At 70.0% G+C, this 14,322-nt stretch carries 13 protein-coding genes; 9 read left to right on the top strand and 4 right to left on the bottom strand.

Annotated elements, in window-relative coordinates; genetic code table 11:
* From ABYE80_RS01585 to ABYE80_RS01570, 4 genes are all read left to right on the top strand, one after another.
* Positions 1-386: hypothetical protein (locus ABYE80_RS01585; protein ID WP_372788141.1), on the top strand; the 386-nt coding region annotated here is incomplete at its 5' end.
* A 120-nt stretch (positions 387-506) separates the two neighbouring features.
* Complete coding sequence (locus tag ABYE80_RS01580) at positions 507-2,738, top strand: molybdopterin-dependent oxidoreductase (RefSeq protein WP_372788139.1); 2,232 nt, start codon at positions 507-509, stop codon at positions 2,736-2,738.
* Complete coding sequence (locus ABYE80_RS01575; protein WP_372788137.1) at positions 2,735-2,986, top strand: hypothetical protein; 252 nt, start codon at positions 2,735-2,737, stop codon at positions 2,984-2,986. The genes ABYE80_RS01580 and ABYE80_RS01575 overlap by 4 nt, the downstream gene beginning before the upstream one ends.
* 7 nt (positions 2,987-2,993) lie before the next feature.
* Positions 2,994-3,470, top strand: coding sequence for a winged helix-turn-helix transcriptional regulator (locus ABYE80_RS01570; protein ID WP_372788135.1), 477 nt, complete (start codon positions 2,994-2,996; stop codon positions 3,468-3,470).
* 76 nt (positions 3,471-3,546) lie between these two features.
* Here the strand turns inward: ABYE80_RS01570 and ABYE80_RS01565 are convergent, their stop codons facing one another.
* The 4 genes from ABYE80_RS01565 to ABYE80_RS01550 form a co-directional block, all read right to left on the bottom strand.
* Positions 3,547-5,919, bottom strand: coding sequence for a molybdopterin-dependent oxidoreductase (locus tag ABYE80_RS01565; protein ID WP_372788133.1), 2,373 nt, complete (start codon positions 5,917-5,919; stop codon positions 3,547-3,549).
* Between the two features lie 132 nt (positions 5,920-6,051).
* A complete protein-coding gene (locus tag ABYE80_RS01560; protein WP_372788131.1) occupies positions 6,052-7,047 on the bottom strand; it encodes a diguanylate cyclase in 996 nt (331 codons plus the stop codon).
* A 128-nt stretch (positions 7,048-7,175) separates the two neighbouring features.
* Complete coding sequence (locus tag ABYE80_RS01555; protein WP_372788129.1) at positions 7,176-8,090, bottom strand: hypothetical protein; 915 nt, start codon at positions 8,088-8,090, stop codon at positions 7,176-7,178.
* Positions 8,091-8,143: 53 nt separating this feature from the next.
* Positions 8,144-8,785: a TetR/AcrR family transcriptional regulator gene (locus ABYE80_RS01550; RefSeq protein ID WP_372788127.1), complete on the bottom strand. Its 642-nt coding sequence runs from the start codon at positions 8,783-8,785 to the stop codon at positions 8,144-8,146.
* A 73-nt stretch (positions 8,786-8,858) separates the two neighbouring features.
* On the opposite strand from ABYE80_RS01550, the gene ABYE80_RS01545 reads away from it, so the two are divergent.
* From ABYE80_RS01545 to ABYE80_RS01525, 5 genes are all read left to right on the top strand, one after another.
* Entirely contained in the window at positions 8,859-9,911 is a 1,053-nt protein-coding gene (locus tag ABYE80_RS01545; protein ID WP_372788126.1) for a tyrosine protein kinase, read from the top strand.
* A 35-nt stretch (positions 9,912-9,946) separates the two neighbouring features.
* Positions 9,947-11,059, top strand: a complete 1,113-nt coding sequence (locus tag ABYE80_RS01540; RefSeq protein ID WP_372788125.1) for a phosphotransferase family protein — start codon at positions 9,947-9,949, stop codon at positions 11,057-11,059.
* Positions 11,060-11,358: 299 nt separating this feature from the next.
* On the top strand, positions 11,359-12,576 hold the full coding sequence (locus tag ABYE80_RS01535; RefSeq protein ID WP_372788123.1) for an ABC transporter ATP-binding protein: 1,218 nt from the start codon (positions 11,359-11,361) through the stop codon (positions 12,574-12,576).
* A gap of 32 nt (positions 12,577-12,608) precedes the next feature.
* Positions 12,609-13,457, top strand: a complete 849-nt coding sequence (locus tag ABYE80_RS01530; RefSeq protein ID WP_372788122.1) for an MlaE family ABC transporter permease — start codon at positions 12,609-12,611, stop codon at positions 13,455-13,457.
* A gap of 5 nt (positions 13,458-13,462) precedes the next feature.
* Positions 13,463-14,320 carry an MlaE family ABC transporter permease gene (locus ABYE80_RS01525; protein WP_372788120.1) on the top strand — a complete coding sequence of 286 codons (858 nt, stop codon included), beginning with the start codon at positions 13,463-13,465 and terminating at the stop codon, positions 14,318-14,320.
* Positions 14,321-14,322 lie beyond the last annotated feature (2 nt).

The raw sequence follows: 14,322 nt of genomic DNA, 5'->3' as shown, positions 1-14,322 counted from the left end.
TGCACTACAAGTGGTTCAACTTCCTGGCCGACGGGATCTCCGTGCACGTCATGGACGTGCAGGGGCTCGGCCGGTCCGACGTGCGCGGCTACGTCTTCAAGGATGGTGTGACGTCGCAGATCGTGCAGACCCGGTTCTCGTACGACTTCGATGAGGCGATGGTGCACCGCGGCCTGGTCGTCGAGATCGAGGACGAGGCCGGCCGCAGGACGCGAGCCGCCATGGAGGAGCGCGGCGACGATTTCCAGTATCCGATCGACCCCCGGCTGACGCTGATCGACGTGATCGGTCGCGCGTCGGTCGATGGTGCCGAGGCCGTCGCCTACGTCGAGATGGCCTGGCCGCCCGAGTACATCGCCCACGGCAAGGCGGTGCGCGGGGGCTGATCGTCACGCGACCCGCGCGCCACCCCACCAGCCGAGCGTGCGTCCCTGCTACTTGACGGGGTGTCAACGAACCCACTAGAGTCGATTCAATCATTGAACCTCTGCGGGGAGTGGGTTGTCTTGTCCGAGCGCAAACGCGTGACGTGCACCGTGTGCGACGTCGCCTGCCAGTTGACCGCCGACGTACACGAGGGGCAGGTCATACGGGTCGGCCCGAGTGACAACCCGCTCCTGAAGGACAACATCTGCATGAAGGGGGCGAGCGCGCGCAAGCTGTATGCCCGTCCCGAGCGACTGACCACGCCACTGCGCAGGGTGGGGGAGCGCGGTGAGCATCGCTGGGAGGAAGTGAGCTGGGACACCGCGCTCGACGACATCGCCGAGCGCCTGGCCACGGTCATCGACCGCCATGGGCCGGAGGCGTTCGCGGTCGCCTCGAGCAACTGGAACACGGCCAACGAGAACGGCCTTGGCCGTCGCTTCATGAACCTGCTCGGCTCTCCGAACTACATCAGCGGCGTCTCGATGTGCATGGGCAACACGTCGGCCGTCAACCGCATGACGTACGGGTGGTTCCCCTTCCCGGACATCCTCAACTCCGACTGCATCGTCCTCTTCGGCCACAACCCGCGCCGGCACTCCTGGACGCCGATCTACAACTGGATCCGCCAGGCCCAGGAGCGGGGCGCGAAGGTGATCGTCCTCGACCCGCGGGTCTCGAGCAACGCCGACCGCGCTGACATCCACCTGCAGCTGCGCGCCGGCACCGATACGGCGATGACGCTCGGCTGGCTCAACGTGATCATCGAGGAGCAGCTCTACGACAAGCGGTTCGTACGCGACTGGACCGTCGGCTTCGAGGACCTCGCCGAGCGGGTGCGCGAGTACCCCGTCTCCCGGGTCGCGGAGATCACCGGGGTCGACCCGGAGACGATTCGCGCGGCCGCGCGCATGTACGCCCGGGCGCGGGCCGCGACGATCCCGTGGACGCCGGTGACCGACAAGCAGGTCAGCTCGACCTCCGCGATTCGCTGCCACGCGATCCTGCGCGCGATCTGCGGCCACCTCGACGTTCCCGGTGGCGAGATCCTCTGGGGCTTCAACCCGAACGTCATCCCGGAGGAAGAGATCGAGAACCACGACGCCCTGTCGCAGGCTCAGCGCGACAAGCAGCTCGGGGCCGACACGCATCCGGTCTACACCCACCGCGGCATGGCCCCGCTGGAGGGGCCCCTGGAGCGCGTGTGGGGCCAGCGCTACGCGAACATCGTCATGGGCAACTACATGGCGAATCCGACCGCGGTGTTCCGGGCCATGGAGACGGGGGACCCGTACCCGGTCAAGGCGCTGTTCACGTTGGGCAACAACGTCGTCATGTCGTACCCCAACCAGCAACGCATCGTGCGAGCGATGCACAACCAGGACCTGATCGTCACCCACGAGCTGTTCATGACGCCGACCGCCGCGCTCAGCGATTACGTGCTCCCAGGTGACACCTTCCTCGAACGTCCGAACCTCCACGACGGGTTCCGCTGGATCCCGCGCCTCCAGGTGTCCGAGCAGGCGGTGGAGCCACCGGAGGGCTGCCGCGGCGTGTTCGACTTCTGGACCGGCCTGGCGGGGCGGATGGGGCTCGCCGAGCAGTTCCCGTGGCGATCGGTGGAGGAGCTCATCGACCACCGCCTGACGCCGACCGGGAAGACGTTCGCCGAGTACTGCGCGCAGCACGACTGCGAGTTCACCGTGCCGCAGTACCGCTCCTACCGCAAGACCGGGTTCGCGACGCCGTCGGGGAAGGTCGAGCTGCGCTCCAGCGTGCTCGAGGGCCTGGGCTTCGACCCGCTGCCCTATCACCGCGCGCTCGCGACGTCCCCGGAGTTCCCTCTCCTGGCCTTCGTGGGGGTCCGGGAGGATCCGTACTTCCAGACCGGTCAGCGTCAGCTCACGCAGTTCCGGCGACTCGCCCCGCTGCCGCGGGCCTTCCTGCACCCCGACGACGCCACCGCGCACGGCGTTGACTCGGGCAGCTGGATCGAGGTGAGCACCGAGCATGGGTCGATGACCGTCCAGGTCGACGTCCGCTCCGACATGCTCGTCGGCCACGTGCGGCTGCCGCACGGCTGGTGGTTTCCGGAGCTGATGGACGACGTGTCCGACGGTGCGGCGAGCACCCACAACGACGGCATGATCGTCGGCGACGAGCCGCATCAGCTCGACCACGAGCAGGGCCTGCCCCACTTCTGCGGCATTCCCTGCCGGCTCGCCGCGCTCGACGGACCACCCGCGCACATCGCTGCGACGGCGTCGGCCGACTACGCGACGGCCCCGGCGGTCACCCCGGTGGCGTCATGACGCGCGATGAGCTGGTCGGCGAAGCACGGCTGCGCGGCCGGGAGGTGCGCGGTCGGGCCGAGATCGTGCTCCTGAACCGGGCGACGCGTCACCGCAAGAGCCGCCTCGATCACCTCATCACGCGGGCGATCGGGCTGGTCGTGCCGGACGTGCCGAAGGATCCGGTCGACGTCCGGCGCGGCGGCCTGGACCGGCCGGTGAAGCGTCGCGACGAGGCCGCGTTCGACTCGATCGTCCGCGAGGGGTGAGCCAGTCGTGCAGCGCGCGAGCTTCACCGACATGCACTGCTCGGTGGCGCAGTCGCTCGAGGTCGTCGGCGAGTGGTGGTCGCTGCTGATCGTGCGCGACGTCTTCCTCGGCGTCCGGCGGTTCAGCGCCATCCAGTCGCGGTTGGGCATTCCGAGGCACACGCTCGACCAGCGCCTGCGACGACTGACCGAGGTCGGGATCCTCGAGCGGGTCCAGTACCAGGAACATCCGCCCCGCTGGGAGTACCGGCTCACGGAGAAGGGCATCGACCTCTGGCCGGTGATCGACGCCCTGCGTCAGTGGGGTGACCGGCACGCCGCACCCGACGGCCCGCCGGTCGAGATCCTGCACCGTGGCTGCGGCCATCGCGCGGATCCCGTCCTCTGCTGCGGCGAGTGCGGAGAGCCTGTCGATGCGCGCGATGTCCGCGCGGTTGCGGGTCCCGGTGAGGTCGAGCCCATCGTGATCCGGCGAGCGGGGTAGACGTCGGCGCGGAGGCTGCGCTGGCCGGGCGGGCGGAGCGCGGTCACGGGATGGGGCGCCGCCGCCAGGCGCCCCGTCACGCCTCGATCTTCTCGACCTCGCACAAGGACGCCCGCAGCGGCGCGCAGCCGCCGATCGGATCCGCCGGCTCCTGGCGCAGGACCAGGTTGAGGTTGGCGCTGTCGGGGCCATACGGCGGGAAGCCCGGAAGCCCGAGCTCCTTGCAGTCCTGCCACCAGCCGTGCTGCCCGCAGACCACGCCGGGGTCGAGCGTCGGGTTCAGGCGCGCGCGGGCACGGACCGTGCCGTTGGGCGTCGCGATGCGCACCCAGTCGCCCGCACCGATCGCGCGGGCGCTCGCGGCATCCGGGTGGAGCTCAACCTGCGGGTCGGGGGAGGCCCGGCGTAGAGAGGCGACCTGACGGTGCTGGGACTCCGCGAACCGCACGGACTTCGAGCAGGTCAGGACCAGCGGGTAGCGCGCAGCGAGGTCGGGTCGCGAGCGCGGGCTGATCGCCGGCTCGGTGAACGTCGGCAGCGGGGGATAGCCGTGCTCGGCCAGCGTGTCGGAGTGCAGCTCGACCTTCCCCGTCGGCGTCCGGAAGCCGACCGGGACGCCGTCCCGCTCCCGCACGTGCTTCCGGTGGACGGTGTCCAGCGGCACGGTGATCCCGCGGGGGTGCGCGCGGAGCTGCTCGAGCGTCAGCCCGCTCGGAGCGAGCTGGTGGCGCCAGGCGGCGTCGATGTCGCCGTCCCAGAAGTGCTCGCCGAGGCCCAGCCGCGTCGCCAGCGCAAACACGATCTCCACGTCCGAGCGGGACTCTCCGCGGGGCGGCTGCACCGGTTGGCGAAGCTGGACGTGCGCTTGCGCATGCTGGCTGACCTCGAACCCGATCCGCAGGGCCTCGGTCTCGAACGGCGTCGCGACGGGCAGCACGATGTCCGCCAGGTCGGCGGTCGGGCTCAGGAACGAGTCGGCGAGGACCGCGAAGTCCAGCCCGGCCAGGGCGTCGCGGCCGCGGGCGCTGTCTCCCTGGGCCATGACCAGGTTGCCGCCGAAGCCGATCAGTGCGCGGGCGCGGCCGTCGAGCGCGGCGGTGTAGAAGTCCGCGCCGGTCGTGAACTCGAACCGGGCCGGGCCGAGCGGTCGCTCCTTCAGCCCGATCGCCTTGGCCCGCTGGGTCGAGGGCAGCAGGTCCGCCCCGTCGATCGCGTTGGTGGGGACCGGCGTGAAGAGCACGTTGCCGCCCGGGGCGTCGAGACAGCCCAGGAGCGCGTAGAGCACGTTGACTCCGCGGATCATCTGGGTGGTGCCGCTGTGCTGCTCGAGCCCGCTCCACGTGTAGAACGCCACCGGGCGCGATGTCCACAGGGTCTCGGCGACCCGTTCGATGTCCGCCGCGGGAACACCGGTGATGGCCTCCGCGTCGTCCAGGGACACGCTGCGGCACTGCTCGGCGAGCGCGCCGAGTACCGGGCGGCACCGGACACCGGCGACCGTGTAGTGCCCGTCGAGGGCCAGGGCCGACTCGTCGGCTCCGTACCGGCGCGTTGCCGGGTCGTAGGAGACGGGCGCACCACTGCTGGCATCCCACGCCACGAAGCCGCCCGGGGGCGCGCCCGGCAACGCCTCCGATCGCAGGAGGCGGCCGGTGTCGGTGCGCACGAGCAGCGGGGCGTTCGTGCACCGCCGGACGAAGTCCTCGTCGTAGAAGCCGCGCTCCAGCAGCACGCCGGTGAGCGCGATCGCGAGCGCCGCGTCGGTCCCGGGGCGCACGCGCAGCCAGTGGTCGGCGGTCGACGCGAGCCCGGCGCGGCGCGGGTCCACCATCACGAGCTTCGCTCCGCGCTTGCGGGCATCGACCGTGGCGGTGGCGTGGACGAGCCGGGCGACCGACGGGTTGTAGCCCCAGAAGAGGATGCAGCCGGCGTGCTCGAGGTCGGGCATGTACGCCCCCGGCACCGGGGTGCCGTACGTGTACATCGACGCGAGGTACCGGCCCCAGCCGCACAGCTCCATCGAGCAGGTGAAGTTGGGGCTGCCGAACGCGCGCCGCAGGCGGGTGATCCAGTCGGCCGAGTCGCTGATCGCCGACGTCGACGGAGAGGCCGCTGAGAACACGACCGACTCGGGCCCGGACTCGGCCGCGATCGCGGTCAGCCGCTCGCTGACGGCGTCGAGCGCCTCCTCCCAGGTGATCCGCTCCCAGCCCGGGTCATCGGCGCCCTTCGGCGCCGTGCGCCGCAGCGGGTGCAGGACGCGGTCGGCGTGGTCGACGATCTCGGGGGCCGCCTTGCCCTTCACGCACAGCGCGCGCCCGGTCGGGTGTTCGGGGTCGGGCTCGAGGGCCGTGAACCGACCACCATGCGTGACCGCTGTTGCACCACACCGCGACACGCACAAGGCGCAGAACGTCGGCACTCGCCGCGGTGCATCGGTGGCTTCCATGGTCCTGTCGGGCGACAGTAGCGCCGTGCGACGGTCAGGTCCATATGGAGCGAGCCGGTGTCCAGGCCGGTCTCGCCCGCGGGGCCGAGCCGCGCCGATCCGTCCGCACGGAACTCGACGACGGGTCCTGTGTCAGGATGCCGGCACGACCCTGTCGCGCCCCGCGGCCTTGGCCTCGTAGAGCGCTCGGTCGGCGCGCCCGATGAAGTCCCCCGGCTCCGCGCCGGCCGCTGTACCGCTGGCCACACCGATCGAGCAGGTCTGCTCCTCGGGCATGTCGGCCCGCAGCCTCTCGGCCACGACCAGCGCCTCCTGCGCGGGACAGTCGGGCAGCAGGACGCAGAACTCCTCGCCGCCCCAGCGGCCGAGCAGGTCGCCGGCACGCAGGTGGGAGCGCCAGCGGCGAGCGATCGACTGCAGCAGGAGGTCGCCGGCCAGGTGGCCGTGCGTGTCGTTGTAGGCCTTGAAGCGATCGAGGTCGGCCATCAGCACGCTGAGGTGCCCGCCCCGCCGGGCCGCCTGCGCGAGCTCGCGCGCCAGGGTGTCGTCGATCGCGCGCCGGTTCGCGGTGCCCGTGAGGGCGTCGGTGCGGGAGAGCTCGTTGAGCTCGGCGACGTCGCGACGCAGCGCGAGGTGCTCCTGAGCGGCCGTGGCCAGCACCCGGAGGTCCTCGAGCTGGTCGAGGCTCAGCCGGTTCGGCTGGGGATCGTGGACGCACATCGAGCCGATCGGCTGACCGTCCGACAGGAGCGGGAACCCTGCGTAGGAGCCGATGGTGCCGTCGAGCACGAAGGGGTTCTGCGCGAACCGCGGGTCCTCGGCGGCACTCGGGACGAGCGTCGGTCGGTCGGGGTCGAGGATCGTCCAGGTGCAGAAGGTCAGGTCGCGCGGCACCGTCTCCCCGTGCCGGCCCAGGCCACGAGCGGCGCAGAACCACAAGTCGGTCTCGTCGACGAGGTTGATCTCGGCCGACGCGGTGCCGCACAGCTTCGCCGCAAGCTGCACGAGCCCGTCGAGGGCGGCGTCGGGGCGACTGTCGCGGACACCCGATCGGCGTACGGCTGCGAGACGATCTGCTTCGTGCCCCGGGCGGGGAACGGGGGGTGGAGGGGTGCGCACGGCGGTCATCGGACTCCGATTCCCCTCTTGATCGGCCGGAGCCGGGGGAACTTGAGATCCGGTGTGCCTCGGGGTGCACCGCATGCCGATCCGCCGTCCGGAGACGGCGGCGCAAAGGGCCCCAGGTCCGGGCGACGCTAGCCGGCAGGCAGGGGCTGCGGCTGCGCGCCGCGCTCGGGCACCGGCGGCGCCGTCAGTCCAGCGTCCTTGGGTTCGGTGCGAAGCGGGGCATCGCCCGACATCGCCTCCCGGAGCAGCTCGCGCTTGGTGAGCCGGCGGACCTCCTCCGCGGGTCGCGAGACGAGCAGCGACAGCATCCAGACGGAGTACAGGGCGAGCGCGAGGGTCACCAGCGTCGCGGCGTAGGTCCACCACAGGGAGATGTCGCCGGCGTTGAGCGTCAGCCACATGGGCCACGCGATCGCGGCGTTGGCGATCCCGTCGACCATGGGAATGATCGGGATGATCCCGATGATGTGCCAGCCCTTCAGGTGGGGCTCGAGCTTGTAGATCAGGGCACCGCCGAGCAGCGGCATGACCGGGTTCATCATCGGCCACCACAGCGGGAGTCCCCAGAAGTTGAACGGCTGGCTGCCGTAGTACTCGTAGGCGCCGAGCAGGACGCCGGGGCTCTCGAGCCAGATGTTCACGAACACCTCGGCGAGGTAGAGCGTGAAGAGACCCTTGGTGGTGATCCCTGCCGCGATCAGCCGGTAGGAGAGGTACGACATGCCGCCGACGTACCAGACGTAGACGAACGGGATGAAGAGCGGCATCGTCCGGTCGAGCAGGGTGAACGTCGAGGTCTCCGCGCCGCCCTTGATGTAGCACAGGCCGAGGGTGTCGACGATCGGCTCCCAGACGCTGGCGATCCCGCCGCCGAGCAGGCACATGAGCAGGATCGGCCGCTTGCCCGCTGCGAGGTGCCGCACCCCGTAGCTGAGGAAAAGGGCGACCGGAACGAAGAGGAACGCCGAGAAGAGGATCTCCGGCGTGAGCGGCATCTCGGACGTGGGATGCGCCGGGATCGCGGCGAGCAGGTCGGGCAGCATGGCCCCACGCTACACAAAACTGAAAAATCTTTCAATAACTGCCGATCGCGCGATCAGGTCCCCGTGTCCGCCGCGATGCGCCGGACGATCTGCGCGGCACGGCTCGGGGGAATGCCGAGCATGCGCAGCGCGTGTTCGGCGAAGACGACCTCCGCACCGGGGCCGATGCGGCCGGTCACGATCGCCCGCATCAGGCTGAGCGATCCGCCGGAGATGATCGTGACGATGACGTCGAGCGTCTCGGGTGTCACCTTGAAGCGGCCGGACTCCATGCCCTCGGCGACCGCTCGGGTCGCGGGTGGGCTGACCGACGTGAGCATGAGCTCGTCGGAATGACTGAGATGCACCAGGAGTGACGCGAAGTCGGGATCCTCGTAGGCGATGGCCACGAAGCGCTGGATGGCGCGGGCCACGATCTCGGCGGAGTCCTGATCCTCGTGCTGCCTGATCGCTAGTGCCTCCGCCACGTTCCGCAGGGTGTCGCCCACGACTGCGTCGACGAGGTCCTCCTTCGTCGCGAAGTAGTTGTAGAACGAGCCGAGGGCGACGTCCGCCTCGGCGGTGATCTCGCTGATGCGCAGTGCCGCGACGCCCTTCTCGGCGATCAGTCGCCGGCCGGCGTCGAGCAGCGACTGCCGTGTGCGCGCCCGGCGGTCGCTCTGGGATGTGCGGGTCTTGGCCGGTGTGTTCGCCACGCCGACATCCTCTCAGGGGGGAAGGCGACAAGAAAAGTTGAAAAAACATTCAGAATGTGGTTAGGCTCTCGCCATGCCCCACAACGTCCATCCGCCCGAGACCGATCTCCTGCTGCCGCTACCCCAGGAGGGCGAGCAGTGGGACCCGCACACGATCCACACCCACTACTTCGGGTTCTCGATCCCCGAGGCCGGCATCGGCGCCTTTCTCTACGCCCGCTACATGCCGGCGGCGTCGGTGACGCACGGAGGGGTCTGCATCTTCCGGGGGACCGACAACGTCCACGTGACCGACATCGACTTCCTCGACTACGAGATCGGCATGCCCTGGCCCGAGGTCGACGGCACGACGTTCCGCACCGCGAACGGGCTGCAGATCGAGTTCCTCGAGCCCGGTCGGGTCGCTCGGATCACCTACACCAGCAGCGACGGGCAGACGTCACTCGACGTCACCCAGACGGCGGTGACACCGCTCCTGGCGCGGGGCCACATCATGCCCGGCGAGGAGCTGCGTCAGGACCCGGCGCGCAACCCCGGTGGATCCGAGCAGGTCATGCACGTCACCGGCGAGCTCGTGCTGCGCGGCGAGCGGTTCGCGGTCGACTGCCACGCGCCGCGGGACCGCTCGTGGAACCAGATCCGCGTGGAGCGGCAGGGCGCCGTCCCGGTTCCGCCGGTGGGGTGGTCGCCGATGTACTTCGGTCCCGACCTGATCTTCAACCAGATCAGCTTCGAGGCCCCCGACACGGCCCCCGCTTGGGAGGGGGTCTACGAGGTGCCGGCCGACCGGCCGTGTCACCACTACGCATGGGTGGTGCGCGACGGCGTGCCCTACGAGATCACCCGCGTGCGCCGCAACGTCCTGGAGTACGACCCGGAGATCTTCATGGCGACCCGCCAGGAGATCGAGGCCGAGGACGAGTCCGGTCACGTGTACCGGTTCACCGGCGAGGCGATCGCGACCGCGACGATCCCGGCCTGGCCCAACGCGTCCTTCCACGACAGCGTCTATCGCTGGGAGGCGGAGGACGGTCGTGTTGCTCACGCGACGTACCAGGAGATCTGGTTCGACGACTACCAGCGCGCGATGAAGGAGCGGTTTCGCGCGGCCCCGGCCAGCGCCTGAGGCCGGTCACCCCAGAGCGAGAACAGGGAGAACCCATGGCACTGTCCAACACCACCGATCCCACGACGGCCGCCCGAGCACTCGAGGTCGCGATACGGCGCAACGTCGCGAACGTCGAGGAAGTCGCCGTCTTCGACGTCGAGATCCCGCAGGCCAGCGGTCTGTCGAACGAGACCGTCCTCTTCGCCGCGACCTGGACCGAGGACGGCCTTCCCGTCGAGCGGCGGCTCGTCGCGCGAATCCAGCCCAGCGGGCCGGCGGTCTTCCCTCGCTACGACTTCGCGCTCGAGTTCGACGTCATGCGCGCCCTGCAGCTCCACAGCGCGGTCCCCGTCCCGGCGATGCTCTTCCAGAGCGACGACACCGAGCTCCTCGGAGCTCCGTTCATGGTGATGGAACGCGTCGAGGGGCGCGTCCCGAGCGACGACCCGCCGTTCACCGCGCAAGGTTGGGTGCTGGACGAGCTCACGTCCGAGGATCGCGCGCGCCTGTGCGAGAACGCGCTCGGAACGCTCGCCACGTTGCACGCCGTGGACATCGACGCGGTCGGGCTCGGCGCGATGGCCGACCATCAGGAGGCCGGCCTCGACGGTCAGCTCGCCTTCTGGCGTGCGACCTTCGACTGGGCGGCCGACGGCGACGCCAACCCCACCGTCGAGGCCGGGTTCGCGTGGCTGCACGAGCATCGCCCCGCCGACGCCGGGCCCACGGTGCTGACGTGGGGAGACGCGCGGATCGGGAACATGATGTTCGCCGACGACCTCTCGGTCGCCGCTGTCCTGGACTGGGAGATGGTCGCCGTGGCGCCGGCCGCGCTGGATGTCGCTTGGTGGCTCTTCCTGCTGCGCCACCACACCGAGGGGATCGGTGCTCCTCTTCCGGAGGGCTTCCCGGACAGGGAGGAGACCATCGCGCGGTACGAGGAGCTGACGGGCACGAGCCTCCCCGACCTCCACTGGTTCGAGGTGTTCGCCGCCGTGCGGCTCGCCTCGCTGATGCACCGGGCCGGCAACCTCATGGTGGCCGCCGGGCTGCTGCCGCCAGACGCGCCCATGAAGCTCAACAACCCGGCAAGCCAGCTCCTCGCGAGGCTGCTCGGCGTGGACGCGCCGGCCGGGACAGCCCAGAGCTTCATCGGGAACCGCTGATGACGATGGGGCGTGGAGAGGTGCGGCGAGGCGGTCCGATCGGCGGCAGGTAGCAGGGGGCTCGTCCCGCGCCGACGGAGGGGAGCGGCTCGCGCAACCAGCGCACTCCCCGAGGGGCAGCAGCTATGAACCGTCGGGGGTTCGATGCGCACAGGCGTCCGGCCGCCCGCGGCGCCGGTCGGCTCGACCGAGCCCGTGGCCGTCCGGCACGAGCTGTGGGACACGATCGTCGAGTACATAGTGAAAGTATTTTCAAAATCTGGTAACGTCGAGATCGGTGAGGGGAGATGCAAGAGCACATGACTGCCGCTAGCCAGCTGCGCGACACCGCTGACGCACATGCCTGCGACGAGCTCGCCTCCGTCCTCGGCGAGGTCCTGCGCCACGGGGACCCGGCGCGTGTACGCCGCGTCGTGCGTCTCGGACGCAGCGTCCGCTTTCGCGTCGGGGATGGGGCGCGCGGCGTGGCACTCGCGCTCGATCACGACACGCCGTTCGTCGACGGCGACTCCGAGGAGGTCGCCGACGTCGACGTTCAGCTCACCGCCGCGCAGGCGTCGGTCCTGGCCCGCGGTCGCCTGCCCCTGCCGGCGGCCATCGTCTGCGGCCAGGTCCAGGCCACGGGCGACATTCGTGCATACCTCGAGATCGATGTGATCCTCCAGGGGCTGCTGGCCGAAGCGCGACTGCGCGCCGGGGAGCACGGCACCACGTCGGTCCCGGACACCGCGGTCAAGGGTGAGCTGTCCACGCCGGACTCGTCGCTGCTGGCGGTCGAGACCCGCGACCTGCACAAGCGGTTCGGACGGCAGCGCGTGCTCGCAGGCGCCGACCTGCGGATCCCCGAAGGTGGGATCTCGGTCGTCCTCGGCCCGTCGGGCACGGGCAAGAGCGTGCTCCTGCAGCACATCATCGGCCTGATGCGCCCTGACCGGGGCGACGTCCTGATCCGCGGCCGCTCCCTGGCGTCGATGAGCCGCTCGGACATCCTCGGCCTGCGACGCGAGATCGGCGTCATGTTCCAGGACGGGGCGCTCTTCAGCGCCTCGACCGTGTACGACAACGTCGCCTTCCCGCTGCGGGAGCACACCGACCTCGAGGACGCGCAGATCGATCACGTCGTGCGCGCGCGCCTGGCCGACGTCGGGCTCCAGGACGCGACCGACCGCTTCCCCGGGCAGCTCTCGGGTGGGATGCGCAAGCGCGCGGGGCTGGCACGAGCGCTCGCGCTGGATCCGAGCATCGTGCTCTGCGACGAGCCCGACTCAGGGCTGGATCCCGTTCGCACCGCGCTTCTGGCCGACCTGCTCGTCGAGCAGCACGCCAACGTCGGCGGCACGATGATCGTCGTCACGCACAACATCGCGCTGGCGCGGCACGTGGCCGATCACATCACCGTTCTGTGGCAGGGGCAGGTGCGCCAGTCGGGCATGGCGCACGAGATCTTCGAATCGGACGACCCGTTCGTCCGTCAGTTCCTCTCGGGCGACAGCGTCGGGCCGCTGTCGATGGGCTGAGGCCGCGCGCCTTGCGCCAGAGGACGACGACGATGTCCGCCATCGACAAGACACCGCGTTCGAGTCCGCGACCCTCCCTGGCGCAGGCCGCGACCGAGACGAAGGCGTTCGCATCGCTCCGGACCGCGGGGGACATCGGCGGGCTCGGCGTCCGCTCGATCGCCACGGCGTTCAAGCCTCCGTACAGCTGGGTGCAGACCACGATCGAGGAGAGCAACCTGCTCTTCCGGCGGTGTGTCGTTCCCATCGCGGTCTGCATGTTCGCCTGGACCATCGGCTACGCGTTCATCCTCCTGACCGGGTTCGTCGAGCTCCTGGGCGCCGAGGACCGCATGCCCGGCGGGCTCGTGCTCGGGTTCACCCGCGAGCCGATCGCGTGGGTCAGCGGCATGGTCTTCGCCGGTGCGGCGGGCGCGGCGATCACCGCCGACATGGCCGCGCGCAAGAACCGCGAGGAGCTCGACGCGCTGAGCGTGCTCGGCGTCAACCACATCCGCACGCTGATCATCCCGCGCATCGTCGCCTCGATGATCGCCTGCCTGGAGATCGGGCTGATCGCCAGCTTCGTCACCGTGGTCACCGTCTACGTGCTGGGCCCGACGTACGCCGACATCTCGGCCGCCCTCGTCTTCAAGGGCATCACGCAGAGCCTGCTGACCACTGACGTTCTCGCGCTGATGTTCAAGTTCGTGCTCTTCGGCGGGTTCGTCGGGCTCGTCAGCTCGGCGAAGGGCCTGGCAGCCAAGGGCGGCACCGAGGGCGTCGGGCGTGCCGTCAACGAGGCCGTGGTCCTGACGTTCGCGGGGGTCTGGGTCATCAACAGCCTCGTGAACCTGACCTACCTGACCGTGTTCCCCCAGCTCGCGGACTTCAAGGGCTGATCGACGTGGCGGCCAACGCACTCCCGTCGAGCGGGGCGCCGGCGCCCGCGTCGGGTCCCGACGTGGACGCCGACACGGTCACCAAGCGCCACCCGGTGGCCGCCGGCATCGACGAGTTCGGTGATCTCGCGCGCTTCTCCGTGCGGGCGATCGTCGCCCTCCCGGGCAGCCTCCGCTACTTCTCCGAGGCCCTGCGGCAGCTCGCCATCATGCTGCCCGGGACGCTCACGCTCCTCATCGGGCTCGAGTTCATCATGGGCCTGTCCGGAGCGAACTTCACCTACTTCCTGCTCAAGGCCCTGGGCGCGTCGGACTTCACCGGCATCGGCGGAAGCCTGACGCAGCGCACCGCGTGCGTATCGATGTTCGGCTACGTCTTCGTGTCCAAGGTGTGCGGCGGCTTCGTCGCGGAGATCGGATCGATGCAGATCAACCAGGAGGTCGACGCGTTCGAGTCCACCGGGGTGGACCCGATGAAGTACGTCGTCGGCACGCGGATCATCGCCGCGCTCCTGTTCGTTCCGATCTCGCTGTTCTTCACGCTGTTCGGGTTCTGGGCCGGGTACTACGTCACCGCGGTGGGCATCCTCGACGGCGTCGACGGTACGGGGCTGAACCAGTTCTTCTTCGGCACCCAGGGCATGAGCGACGTCGCGTACGTCGGAGCCTCGAACATCCTGATGGTGCTTGCGACCGTCTTCGCGGCGTGCTTCTACGGCATGCGCGCTCGCGGAGGCCCCGCCGCCGTGGGGGACGCCGTCGCCCGGGCCGTCCTCGTGAACCTGGTCGCGATCTCCATCGCCGGCCTGGTCATCGTGACGCTCTGGTACGGCGGCAACTTCGGACTGCCGATCGGAGGCTGAGA

It is taken from the genome of Paraconexibacter sp., assembly GCF_041602235.1.
GTDB lineage: Bacteria > Actinomycetota > Thermoleophilia > Solirubrobacterales > Solirubrobacteraceae > Paraconexibacter.
The sequence above is the reverse complement of the archived record's forward strand: the minus strand, read 5'-3'. Positions and strand labels throughout refer to the sequence as shown.